Origin of the sequence: Trichormus variabilis 0441 (assembly GCF_009856605.1) — a bacterium.
GTDB classification, from domain to species: Bacteria; Cyanobacteriota; Cyanobacteriia; order Cyanobacteriales; family Nostocaceae; genus Trichormus; species Trichormus variabilis.
On the sequence record NZ_CP047243.1, the window covers coordinates 304,987 to 317,196 of the forward strand.

Annotated in this window: 9 protein-coding genes; 4 read left to right on the plus strand and 5 right to left on the minus strand. The window is 40.7% G+C overall.

The annotated features are described in order from the left end of the window. The first annotated feature begins 131 nt into the window (after positions 1-131). The 4 genes from GSQ19_RS27865 (at position 132) to GSQ19_RS27880 (ending at position 7,558) form a co-directional block, all read left to right on the plus strand. A complete protein-coding gene (locus tag GSQ19_RS27865) occupies positions 132-3,329 on the plus strand; it encodes a plasmid replication protein, CyRepA1 family (protein ID WP_011316572.1) in 3,198 nt (1,065 codons plus the stop codon). A 133-nt stretch (positions 3,330-3,462) separates the two neighbouring features. Continuing rightward, a complete protein-coding gene (dpdE, locus tag GSQ19_RS27870; RefSeq protein WP_011316573.1) occupies positions 3,463-6,768 on the plus strand; it encodes a protein DpdE in 3,306 nt (1,101 codons plus the stop codon). 92 nt (positions 6,769-6,860) lie between these two features. Then, positions 6,861-7,196, plus strand: a complete 336-nt coding sequence (locus GSQ19_RS27875; RefSeq protein WP_011316574.1) for a DUF5674 family protein — start codon at positions 6,861-6,863, stop codon at positions 7,194-7,196. Further along, entirely contained in the window at positions 7,196-7,558 is a 363-nt protein-coding gene (locus GSQ19_RS27880) for a hypothetical protein (protein ID WP_011316575.1), read from the plus strand. Before GSQ19_RS27875 ends, GSQ19_RS27880 begins: the two co-directional genes overlap by 1 nt. A 1-nt stretch (position 7,559) precedes the next feature. Here the strand turns inward: GSQ19_RS27880 and GSQ19_RS27885 are convergent, their stop codons facing one another. From GSQ19_RS27885 to GSQ19_RS27905, 5 genes are all read right to left on the minus strand, one after another. Continuing rightward, a complete protein-coding gene (locus GSQ19_RS27885) occupies positions 7,560-8,768 on the minus strand; it encodes an RNA-guided endonuclease InsQ/TnpB family protein (protein ID WP_041457360.1) in 1,209 nt (402 codons plus the stop codon). Between the two features lie 247 nt (positions 8,769-9,015). After that, positions 9,016-9,594, minus strand: coding sequence for a 3'-5' exonuclease (locus GSQ19_RS27890; RefSeq protein ID WP_011316577.1), 579 nt, complete (start codon positions 9,592-9,594; stop codon positions 9,016-9,018). A 70-nt stretch (positions 9,595-9,664) separates the two neighbouring features. Next, positions 9,665-10,675 carry a hypothetical protein gene (locus GSQ19_RS27895; protein WP_011316578.1) on the minus strand — a complete coding sequence of 337 codons (1,011 nt, stop codon included), beginning with the start codon at positions 10,673-10,675 and terminating at the stop codon, positions 9,665-9,667. 265 nt (positions 10,676-10,940) lie between these two features. Next, complete coding sequence (locus tag GSQ19_RS27900) at positions 10,941-11,285, minus strand: thermonuclease family protein (protein ID WP_011316579.1); 345 nt, start codon at positions 11,283-11,285, stop codon at positions 10,941-10,943. 71 nt (positions 11,286-11,356) lie between these two features. Further along, on the minus strand, positions 11,357-12,172 hold the full coding sequence (locus tag GSQ19_RS27905; RefSeq protein WP_011316580.1) for a DUF1963 domain-containing protein: 816 nt from the start codon (positions 12,170-12,172) through the stop codon (positions 11,357-11,359). Positions 12,173-12,210: the final 38 nt, after the last annotated feature.

Here is a 12,210-nt window from a genome sequence, read left to right on the forward strand (position 1 = left end):
ACATTCAGCCAAGAGGTGGCACTGACAATTTATCAGTCTGATTTAGTTTTCTAATCACTGCCTGTTTTTAAGCATTTCAAAGAGGTTGATGGTCATACCGCTAACTCTGTAGTGCATCTAAGAAGGAAAATATGGGCATTGAATCACATCATTTGCAAGAATGGCTAGATAGTGACGTTGATGAAGAATTAATTGCCCTGAATATGAGGTCGCTTTACGGTAATGTACCGTATGAATACCTCTTGTACAGCCCGAATATCTCCCGCCGCAACGATGGACGATTGCGGGACAGGGATTTGAAAAAGTACCAACATATTGAACTCGGCGGCTGGTGGTGTAGTGGTATTGACCCACTCAACGATCATCAACAAATGCTCTGGGGTTGCTTTAAACCCGACAAACCCCGGCGAGATCCCCAAAAGTTTCACAAGTTCATCAAATACGAGCATCCTTACCGAGAGCAAACACGCGCTTTCTTCCTGCAAGTCACCAAGAAAATTTGGGTGAAAGTGTCGAATCGTTGTGGTATTTCTATCACTGATGGAGATTTGCTTCATCCCGGTGGTTTCTGGCATTGGGTTTGGAAAAACAATGTGCCAGTAATAATTGTCGAAGGAGCCAAAAAAGCAGCTTGTTTACTATCAGCAGGCTACGCGACGATCGCCATTTCTGGTGTAAATGCAGGATACCGCACACCTTATGATGAGTACGGTACTGCTATCGGTAAGCCATCTCTTATCCCAGACCTAAAACACTTTGCAACACAGAATAGACAAGTCAACATTTGCTTTGACCAGGACAGCAAGCCTGAAACCGTGCAAAGGGTGAGAACAGCGATTAGTCGTATGGGTCGGCTGCTTGTAAACGAAGGCTGTTCTTTACGAGTGATTGATTTACCTTTTGGTCAAGAAAAAGGTGTTGATGATTTTATCGTGGCTCATGGTCAGCCAGCGTTTCATGCACTTTACAATACCGCCGAACCATTGGAATTATGGGAAATCAAGTTATTCACCCTGTTAACTTATCCCCCAGCGATCACATTAAACCAAAAATTCTTGGGTGGGCTGATTGCACCTGTTGGTGAAAAGTTGATTGTCCTCAAAGCACCCAAAGGCACAGGTAAAACCGAGTGGTTGACCCAGGAAGTCGCTAAAGCACATGACCAGGGAAGGCGAGTATTAATCATCACTCATCGCATTCAATTGGGTGAGGCGTTATGCGATCGCTTCGGTGTTGATTACGTTAGTGAACTCTACACGTCTGACACGGGCGGCTTACTCGGTTATGGCGTATGCGTTGACTCGTTGCACAAAGACAGTCAAGCTCGGTTTGACCCAGAGGACTGGTCTAACGATGTTGTGATTATAGATGAATGTGACCAAGTTTTTTGGCATCTGCTCAACTCTACTACAGACGTGCAGAAGCGGCGGGTGTCAATTCTTCGCAACTTTAAGCAGTTGGTACAGAATGTCTTGGGTAGCGAACACGGTAAAATTTACCTTTCTTCTGCCGACGTGTCAGATACAGATGTCAAGTACATTTTGTCTCTGGCTGGAGAATATAAAGTTAACCCGTTTGTGATCGTCAACAATTATCAGTCGGTGTCTGGCAAATGTTACAACTATTCTGGTAGCAACCCCAAGAATTTAATCGCGGCGTTAGACAAGGCGATTGAGAAAGGGGGACACCATTTATTATGTTGTTCTGCTCAAAAAGCAAAATCTAAATGGGGAACCCAAGCCTTAGAACAACGGTTTAAGCAGAAATTCCCACACCTACGGATTCTGCGAATTGACAGTCATTCTGTTTTAGACCCGAAACACCATGCCTTTGAGTGTATTGCCCATCTCAACGAAATTCTCACGCAATATGATTTAGTCATTGCTTCGCCCAGCTTGGAAACAGGCGTTTCTATCGATATTCGAGGTCATTTTGATTCGGTTTGGGGGATATTCCAGGGAGTTCAGCCTGTGGACTCTGTACGGCAGATGTTGGCACGGTTGAGAGAAACTGTTGACCGTCACATCTGGGTTAGTCGGTACGGTATGGGGACTGTGGGCAATGGTTCAACTTCTATGGGTGGATTGTTGCGGAGTCAGGACATTGCAACCCAGGCTAACATTGCCCTTTTGTCGGCTTCTGATAATGATGACTACTCTTTCATTGACCAGAATTTTCAGCCCGAATCTTTGCAGACTTGGGGCAAGCGTGGGGCTGTCATCAATGTTGAAATGCGCCGCTATCAAGAATTTGTGCTGAAGGGTTTGGCTGCTGACGGTTATACGATTATTGATGCGGGTGATTTCGACCCCGACGAAACCAAGGAAGTTGTTAATGAGGTGAAAGCAGCCTCCAAAGAATTATATTCTGGGGAATGCTTGGGGATTTCTCAAGCTGAAGAGGTGTCTGATGCCGAACTGAAGAAATTGCAGGAGAAACGCGTTAAAACGAAAGAAGAACGTCATCAGCAGCGAAAGGCGGAATTGTCTCGACGTTATGAGGTTGAGGTAACGCCTGATTTAGTTGAGAAAGATGATGACAGTTGGTATCCACAGCTAAGGCTGCACTATTATCTGACGGTGGGGCGAGAGTTCCTGACGAAGCGGGATAGCAAACGGACTAAGGCGCAGGCTGAGGCTGGAGAGAATGCTATTTGGAAACCTGACTTTAATAAGGGGCAAATGTTGTCGTCGGTGCTGTTGTTAGAAAAACTGAATCTATTGCAGATGTTTACGCCTGGGAAGAAGTTGCGGGGTTCAGATCAAGGGATGCAGGAACTTAAGGCGATCGCGCTACAGCATCGGTTCCTGATCAAGAACTATCTGAACGTAACTATTTCGGAGAAATTGACACCTGTGGCGATCGCACAGAAGCTACTCGATAAGATTGATTTGCGACTGTCTTATGTGGGAAGGCTAGGGCCGAGGGGTCATCGGGAGAGTGTCTATAAGTTTGTTGGAGCTGATGATGGGCGTGATGTGATTTTCCAACAGTGGTTAAATCGGGAGTTGGTGTCAGTCACCAGTAATATAAATGTACTAACACAAGTTAGTGACACAACAAGGTTATCCACACTCCCCACTAATGATAATTGCGGGGACATGGACGGACTAGAAAACTCTACTGATTCATGGTGGCAACAGGTTAAATCTCATAGTGCAAAGTTTATAGAACTCTTTGAACATGGTTTGGAATCAGTCAAAGAATTTCTTTCCACCCTCACCAGTGACGAGCGCTGGGGCGTGATGATGGCGATTGATGAGCAAGCGCCCGTGATGTTTGAGCAACTGGTGGCGCAGGTTCCCGATTGGGTGCAGTGGTTGGTTTGAAGAGGTATAGGCGCTCGCTTTGGAGTAGAAGCAATAAATTCCTGAAACACTTCTATACAAAAAGCAGTTAGAATTGAAATTCTGCGAAATTTTTGGCTGGGATTTGAGAAGTTCAGGAGTAGGGGACAAAACTATGATTAAGCTTGGCTCATTAGTGCAGTCCTCAAATAATACTTTGGGGACAGGTAAAGTAATTGAAGTATCTGGTGGCAGTATTGTTGTTGAGTATTTTAGTACCATAGGACAGCGCTGCCAAAAAACTTTATCCTTGCAATCGTTGTCTGGGGTTATACTAAGACCTCAAACGCGATGTTATGTTCAATTAAAAGAGCAAGATAAATATAAATGGGTAATTGGCAGAATTTCTGGATGGGATGAAGACATCCAAAGGTATGAAATTGATTTGCCAGGGCAGAAATCTATAATTAAATCAGAACAAGAAGTTTATGTCCGTTGTAATTTAACAATAAAAGATCCGGTTGAAACACTAGCAATCAAGGCACACGAAACCCCCTACTTACACGACAGAAGGTCAGCTTTAGTTAAATGCTTAATCCAGCAGAGGGCTGTAAGTCGTGGGATGAGTGGACTAATTTCATCCAATATTCATCTTTACCCTCATCAAGTAGAAGTCATCAGGCAAGTATTACAAGATTCAGTTCAACGCTACATATTAGCTGATGAAGCCGGACTGGGAAAAACTATTGAAGCTGGTGTAATTCTGCGCCAATATCTACTTGATGAGCCAGAAAAAAAAGTAGTAGTCTTGGTTCCAGGGAAATTACTACAACAATGGAAAAATGAGTTAGAGAATAAATTCTATATTTCTTCGTTTCCTACAAGAGTAGTAGTGCTGGCATACGAGGATTCGTCCAAAATTAATGCACAGAAAAATATTGGCTTGCTAATTTTGGATGAAGCCCACCACATTGCCGCAATGGCTAATTCCCAAGATAGCAAACTACGCCAGAATTTTGAAATCTATAAGTATCTAGCCCATAGAAGCGAACACTTACTTTTACTATCTGCAAGTCATATTCTTCAATGTGAGCAAGAGTTACTAGTCCTGCTGCATTTACTTGAGCCTAAAATTTATCAACTCAATAATCTAGAAGATTTTCAGCTAAAAATTAATAAAGATAAACTGCTAGCTCAACTTATCTCCTCATTAATAAATGAGGAAAATACTTCTAATGTCCACAATGGTTTAAAGCAATTACAAACATTATTACCCGAAGACAAGTATTTATTAACTTTATTAGGTAAATGGGAAGATGGCTTAAACACTGATTCGTCTGCTCATACTAAAACCCTTAAAGAAATTTGCACGTATGTTAATGAAAACTATCGACTGTATCAGCGAATACTGTCTAATAGTCGTGCTTGTCTAGAAGATGACACATTTAGGCGCAATATTACACCCAAGGAAGAATATGATTTAGATGAGCGATCGCCTGATATTCATGAATTGCTAGAGAAATGGCGTACTATTGCACCCAAACAAGAAGCTTATCAACGCATTTTCCTACTGTTGTTCTTAGCTTCTGGTACGTGGTTAGGTATTTTAGAGCGAGTAATAGCCGCACGCCAGAGTGGAGTGCGTCATCCATTGCTACTTAAAGAGTTTAGTAGTAATGATATCAATCTTTTAACTGAAACTCCCAAGTTTGAAGGTGAAGAAGAGGTTTTAATCTCTTTACGCCAAATTATTAATCAACCTTCAGAAGACGGAGACCGGATTGAACTATTAAAAATCATCATTCTCTACCGCTTATCAGAAATTTTTGGTTTGCAATCATTTCGCAGCGACCTTAGCAAACTAAGCGAGAGAATCCGGCAGAGAATTTCTAGACCTATTCCTGGTGATTATTTGCCAAAGATATTGATATTTACCAGTTTTGGACAAACCTGCTTAGAAATCGCTCGTTCACTAGCAAATGCTTTTGGTACAGAAACTATTGCTGTCCATCAATCAGAACAAAGTTGGGGAGAAATCGAGAAAAACTTACAGCAGTTTTACAGTAATCCTAATTGCTTTATCCTCATCTGTGATGCTTCTGCACAAGAAGGTCATAATTTTGGATTTGTTGATTGGGTAATTAATTTTGACTTCCCTTGGCAACCACATCAATTAGAACAGAGAATTATTAGATTCGACCAAATTGGGCGTTCTAAAAATATTGATTTTACCGTACTAGTTGGCGCTGATTTAGATGATAGTTTTCATTATGCTTGGTATCAACTTTTAAAGGATGGATTTTCCATTTTTACTGAGTCTATAGCTAGTTTCCGATTAGATAATGAATTATCACATCTAGAACAAAGCTTGTTTCAACTAGGCGCTATTGGTTTGCTCAAACAAGTAGAATCCATCAAAAACACAATTGCTCAAGCACAATCCCAGGTGATTGCAGAGCATAAACTAAATAAGGCTCTGCTTGGAGAGAATGACGATACATTTTTTCCAGAGCTAGATAGTTACGATCTTAATCATCTGGAAATTAAACGAGCTATAGAAGGTTGGATTGATAATTCACTAAAATTCAAATCTGTGTATCACCCAGATTTAGCAAATGTCAAGTATTATCAAGCAACTAAGTATACTTTAGTACCTCTCAACGAGTTGAAATCTTGCTTTATCCATAGCAATCTCAACCAATTTGGTACTTATGACCGCCAACTAGCAAACCACAATCCTGGTATCAAACTTTTTCGTATAGGAGAAGGGTTGGTAGATGCACTTTCCAGATATATAGAATGGGATGATCGGGGTCAAGCTTTTGCTCTTTGGCGACAAGACTCATCTTGGGACAGTCGTGGGGGAATGGAATGGTTTGGTTTTCAATGTAATTATTTAGTTGAATTTAATCTGGAAAAAGTCAAGCAGATTTTTACCGATTATCAACTTGATAATTCTCGGTTTAACGTCTTAAAGCGTCAGGTTGATGCTTTATTTCCACCATTGATTGAAACTATCTTTATTGATGCTCGTTCCCAAATGCTCCGTGAAGTTCAGGATGAATTACTCTTGAGTATATTACAACGCCCATATCAAAAAGATAAAACCTCTCATGGAGTACAAGATCATAATCTTGCTAAAGAACGTTTAGGAATCATTGACAATTTTATTGCTCCTACTAATTGGGAGCAAGTTTGCCAGGAAGTTAGTAATATATCAAGGAGATTACTCGCCCAACGTCAACACTTGATTCAACGATGTCAACGTTATGCTCATTTAGCAGAGCAGAAGTTAGCTCCTAAAATAGAGCAGTTAAGTTTACGCTTGAATACACAAACTTGGGATAATACTCTAGCTGAGGAATTGAAAATCGAAAGGCTTTTGAAGTCTGCTATTGTCCAAGGTATCTATCAACCACAACTTCAAGTTGATTCTGTTGGTTTTATTGTGATATCTGCTCATTCTCCTGCCCATTTTTAAGTGCGGGATTTATTGATAAGGGCGTTGAAGTTGAGGTGAAACCAAGTATTGTATAAATTGATATTGTTAATTGTTAAATAGGGTGATTGCAGTTGGTTTTAATCATTCGTGAACCTGCTACCCCACAGCAGATAGAAGAAATGCTAAAAACTTGGGATGTATTTATTAAAATAGCAGTAGACATCGAACGCAAAATTCTGGCAGGCGGGGGTGTTCGTCATTACGAGTGTGAACAAGAACTACTCAAGGATGGAAGCAGACAACGTGATATTTGGGGAGCTGACTGGTCGCCTTATACTCAAGAAATCGTATTTGAGTCTATCATTAACATTCGCCCTAGCCAGAACAATCGGAGTATGATCATACAATCACTGCAAATTCGACAACAAGTTAGCCAAATTACTCAGCAGTTGCTAGGAGGTTCATAATGCCTAACTGGAGTTCAATTAAAGCTAGTTTCTTAGCTTTAGACCAACCACATCAACTGGGTGAATTAGCATCAAGTCTGGCACACCTGAAGTCTTGGGTACAAAGTAGCGATTGTCAACAAGTAGTCCCGGTAGTCTTAGAAGAAAGCCTGTTGTATTTATCTTTAATACAGCAAAATACCCAGGTCTATCACAAAGAATTAAATCAACTTCAAGATATATTACAAGGTTGGCAGCGCAATTGGGACAACATTAAGTCTCAATCAAGCCAAACGGCAAATATTACGAATGTTGCTTCTGGTTGGTCAGAGCGAATTTTAGATATGTCTGGTTTGCTCAAGTCTGAATCTATGAGTGCGTGAACTACCTACACTGACCTGACGGTACAGTGTAGGCTTCCTGTCCAACAGAAAGCACAGTAGTGGATTTCTTGCGTCCTCCCTTACTACGACTTACATCTGGGCGACAGGCTTTATCCCCCGTTCCAGAGGTCAAAATTCGTAGACCCTCATCTCTGAGGTTAATGCTTGCGTTCACATCCCTGTCGTGCCTAGTTTGGCAATTATCGCAAGTCCAAAATCTTACATCAAGTGGCAAACCACCAACTTGATTAAGGCACACATGACAAGTTTTTGAACTGGGAAAAAATCTATCAACTTCAAGATAAATCTTCCCTTCCATTTCTGCCTTGTATTTCAACATGGTACAGAACATTCCCCATCCAACTTGATGTATAGACTTGGCTAGTTTATGATTCTGCATCATGCCTTTAACATTTAGATTTTCAAGCACTATAACTTGGTTTTCGTTGACTATTCTACGAGATAGCTTTTGTAGAAAATCCTCACGGCAGTTAGTTATTTTCCTATGAACTCTAGCAACTTTATTTCTGGCTTTAATACGGTTATTAGAACCCTTCTGCTTTCTAGATAACTGCTGCTGTTTAAGTTTTAAATTCTTCTCATGTTTGCTGAGTATTCTAGGATTATCAAACTTAGAACCATCGCTAGTAACTGCAAAGTGAGTTAATCCCAAGTCAATACCTATCGCTTTACCTTCTGTATTTGATTCTGGTTTGTCTTTACCATCATCAAAAAGAATAGCCGCAAAGTATTGATTAGAACAGTTTTTAGATAGGGCTACAGTCTTAACTTTTCCCTCAATAGGTCTATGAATCATCGCTGTGACATCTCCTATTTTTGGGAGACTCACAGAATTATCATTAATTTTGACATTTTGAGGATATTGTATTGACTGTTTACCATGTTTTGATTTGAATCTAGGATATTTAGCCCGTTTCTCAAAAAAATTATTAAAAGCTACTCCAAGATTCAAGCAAACTTGTTGCAAGCATTGTGAGTAAGTTAGCGATAACCACTCATATTCTTTTTTTAACTGGGGAATTATCTTTTTAACTTCGTATCCAGATAACCCCTTACCAGTCTCCTTGTATGTCTGGTTCATCAAGTTCAGGCAATAATTCCATAACCAACGACAACTACCAAAAGCTTGTGCTAGTGACTGCTGCTGTTGGGTGTCTGGATATAACCTGACTTTGACGACTCTTAACATATTAGAGTAAACAACGTTTGCTATAAAAAAGTATGACATAGAAATTGCTAGTTTCCTCCATATCTTCCTCCCTTGCCTATCGGCATCGGTCGGAAGATTGTCGTCAACAAGCAAACGCCATTCATGAGGACACTGGCGTGGGCGGCTTTGCCGACTTGAGCAAAGTGTCCGTCTCATCACCTCCCTTCCCTACGGGACGCTACGCGAACGGGTAGGTGAGAGGCTTCTGTCAGTTCAAGCTAAAATTCTAGCCTTTTATGATTACAATTTTTTCGTTCAAAATCCAAGGCAACAATTTGGCAATATTTTTAGCATCGTCAATACCGCGATGGTGTATTCCTTCCAATTCTATGTTTACCAGTTGCAACGCTTCTGCCATACCATAACGCTTGGGTAAGTCTTGGCTCTCACTAAACATTTGTTTGAGATTGATATGAGGATAAGCAATAGGAAAGAGAATGTTATGAAATTTGCTATCTTGTTTAAACTGATTTCGATCATAGTCTCCCCACGAACCAAACACAGCATTCGGATATTTCGACAGCCATTGTTTGAGCATGGCGATCGCTTCGGGATATTCAGGAGCATGATCCACCTGTGTTTGAGTAATTGAGGTTAATAATTTACAGAACTCGGTGAGTATGGGATGGCGAATAGGTTTGATAAACGTTTGAAACTCATCGAGTATTTTTAGAGTTTGCGCCTCAACCATAACGGCTCCAATCTCAATTATTTCCATTTCATGCCGTTTGATAGTTCCTTTGTCACAACAAGTCGCTTCCAAATCAAGCACTAAAAAATAATCAAATTGATTTAAGTTAAGCATAATTTAACTATTGCTATCTTGAAATGATGGACGCTTGTATGCCTATTAAAACTTGTTGCAGATATATTGCTCAAGCAGATGCAGAGCCACCTAACACATTTCTATAAACCTCAGCAGTTTCCTCACCAAAACCACCTGCTTTGGCATGACGAAGTAGCGATTGAATGATTGGCATGGCAATGCTCATCCCAAATAAGGCATTGAAACCTTCAACAACCACTGGTGCTGACAACACAACCGTAAATTCTGGAAATAACGCCAACACAGCCACTAAAATCAGAAAAACAATTGGTGTAGCAATACCTGCTGCCTTTGCGGTTTTTAAAATTAAATTTTTATATTCTTCAACAGTAATATCGCCTCGATAAAGATCCAAGGAGTAGGAAATTGCTGTGACTGTAACTTGGGTGAGAATAGCGGTTCCAGTTGCAGTGATCCCCAGCCTAGCAATAGTCCCTGAATTGCTGATGATAGAATCTACCGCATTATAAACCCGAATATACAACTGTTCCCCCACAGTCATTACTTCAGCACCACGACGAAGATTATCAATACCTACTTCCCACACAATGTTGTCAGCACCATTTGAGCCTCCTTGGGAACGTGGGATGATATGGCTACCATGTTTATCGCTCAGAAATTCCCGGATAGTTCGTTCGTTAGCCCCTAACTTTGATGTACCGGGGATTTTATCAAACAGTTGCATTACATCTGCATCAGAGCGAGGCAAATCGTCAACTCTCAGACCAGCTCGATACCTCAATCTACTCGCAATTTTGGGCATCTCTAATGCTAGTTCGGCAGCCGTCCTGGGCAAGTTTTGTAATGCCTCAGCTATGGCTACACTTGAAGTCGTCACACCAATAGCAGTTCCTTCCAATGCTTTACTGAAATTTTGTACAGTTTGAAACCCTTGTTGGGCTGTTACCTGTAAATCAGTCACTGCATTAATACTTGAGGTAGTAATCTCTACAGTAGTATTCTTGATCCCATCAACTACATTTTCTACGCCATTTGCTGCTTCTTGAACTTTATCTTTTAGCGTATCTGCTAAATTACGTGCTTTGTTTATGAAATTCATATTTTTGTAACTTGCTATTTTTTACGATTTATTATTTAGTCCAAATTGTCTCTAAAAAACAAAGAAATACATCAACATTAATCAGGAATTAGCCAAGAAAAAGTTAAAGATATAGTAAGGAATTTATAAAATTAGTATGTAGCTGGGTAAACCCTGGACTATAAAGCTAGTTTAACTGTTTTATTCCCAATTTAAGTAAATTTTTGATTAATATGGCAATTAGCATTATTTGAAGCAGTTTCTAGCTGGAATATTCTTGATGTAATCACCGTTCGCAACCTACACCATCCCTATCCCTGTCGAACCCATGCGGATCTGGCTGATTCACCCTAAATCTGCGGTAAGGAATATCAGGACAATTCAAATCTGGCGAGTTCGGCGGGATGCAGAAGTCTGGATAGGAGCGATCGCACTGTTGCACCTGTTGTGTAGTTGTAGGCTGAATCTTCTTCCCTCGCCTGAAATCCCAAGGCATCATGGGCTGCGATTGATTCCAAAAGCCCAGCTTCTGTTGTTTAGCATTAGCCTCAGCTTGCAGGAATTGGTCTTTAGTGTTGGTGCATCCTTTAAGATACTGCCTGTAAACCACAGCTTGCCCCTCTTGCACCATTGTCAGGTTAACTGAGCGATTGTTTGCAACAAGTCTTTTATACTTACCGTTTTATCACGCCCGTCGTCTTCTTACTCCCGCAAAAAATAAGACTCAACCTTGCTAAAGTCTAAATTGCCTAAATCACTATCTTCAATAAAAAAATAAAAATAATCATCAACACTATCTGGGTGGTTAAGTTCCAAGAGCAATTGTCCTTTCGCGTCTCCTACCGTTTCCCTGACATACGAGTGAAACTCTACTTCCCCACCAAGTTTGTTGATGCGGCGATTGATAGTTTCTTGGTCATCTTCCTCATTCAACCAATCATTAAATTCCCGAAAGAGTGTTTTTAATTCTTCAGGAACATCGAAGGTTTTAGCGTATCCATCACGAGTAACACAAAACACATCTTGTTGTGCAGAAAAGCTTAATGAGTAAATTTGCTCGTACCACTCTCGCTGGCTGGCAAACTCTGCTAAAAAGCTGAAGTCAGTAATTAATTTATTTCTGTCCTGAATAATTTCAACGAAGTAGAGAATACGATATTGTTCAGGACTGAGTTGATCCATCGGCACATCTAAGCCAGAGTAAAACTGCAAAATCCCTTTTCGGGGTAATCTAAACCCATCGATGATTGGCAAGTCAGCGCAGTTTACCTGCATCAGAAACATCATCATCTCACCTGTTTGGCGATCGCGCGGATAGTCTGTTCCTTTCGGCAGGTAAGGGTAGCCGCCAATTTTGCTCTGCCAGGGTTCTAACGGATCTTCTTCCCAAGCAGCATCCAGCCATTTTACCTCTTCTCCAACATGAATTTTGATATAGGGCTGCAAGTTAGATTCTAAAAAAGGTCGCAGTGGCTCAAACTGAGATGGCAAATCACGCATAAGAGGTAGAGTATCCATTGTGTCCTTACAAGTTTCATAGTTTGTTCAGTCAGATG

Coding starts and splice junctions, on each gene's coding strand:
- GSQ19_RS27880 (WP_011316575.1), top strand. CDS start 7,196: ATGCCTAACTGGAGTTCAATTAAAGCTAGTTTCTTAGCTTTAGACCAA.
- GSQ19_RS27900 (WP_011316579.1), bottom strand. CDS start 11,285: ATGGTGCAAGAGGGGCAAGCTGTGGTTTACAGGCAGTATCTTAAAGGA.
- GSQ19_RS27905 (WP_011316580.1), bottom strand. CDS start 12,172: ATGGATACTCTACCTCTTATGCGTGATTTGCCATCTCAGTTTGAGCCA.
- dpdE (WP_011316573.1), top strand. CDS start 3,463: ATGATTAAGCTTGGCTCATTAGTGCAGTCCTCAAATAATACTTTGGGG.
- GSQ19_RS27895 (WP_011316578.1), bottom strand. CDS start 10,675: ATGAATTTCATAAACAAAGCACGTAATTTAGCAGATACGCTAAAAGAT.
- GSQ19_RS27885 (WP_041457360.1), bottom strand. CDS start 8,768: ATGTTAAGAGTCGTCAAAGTCAGGTTATATCCAGACACCCAACAGCAG.
- GSQ19_RS27890 (WP_011316577.1), bottom strand. CDS start 9,594: ATGCTTAACTTAAATCAATTTGATTATTTTTTAGTGCTTGATTTGGAA.
- GSQ19_RS27865 (WP_011316572.1), top strand. CDS start 132: ATGGGCATTGAATCACATCATTTGCAAGAATGGCTAGATAGTGACGTT.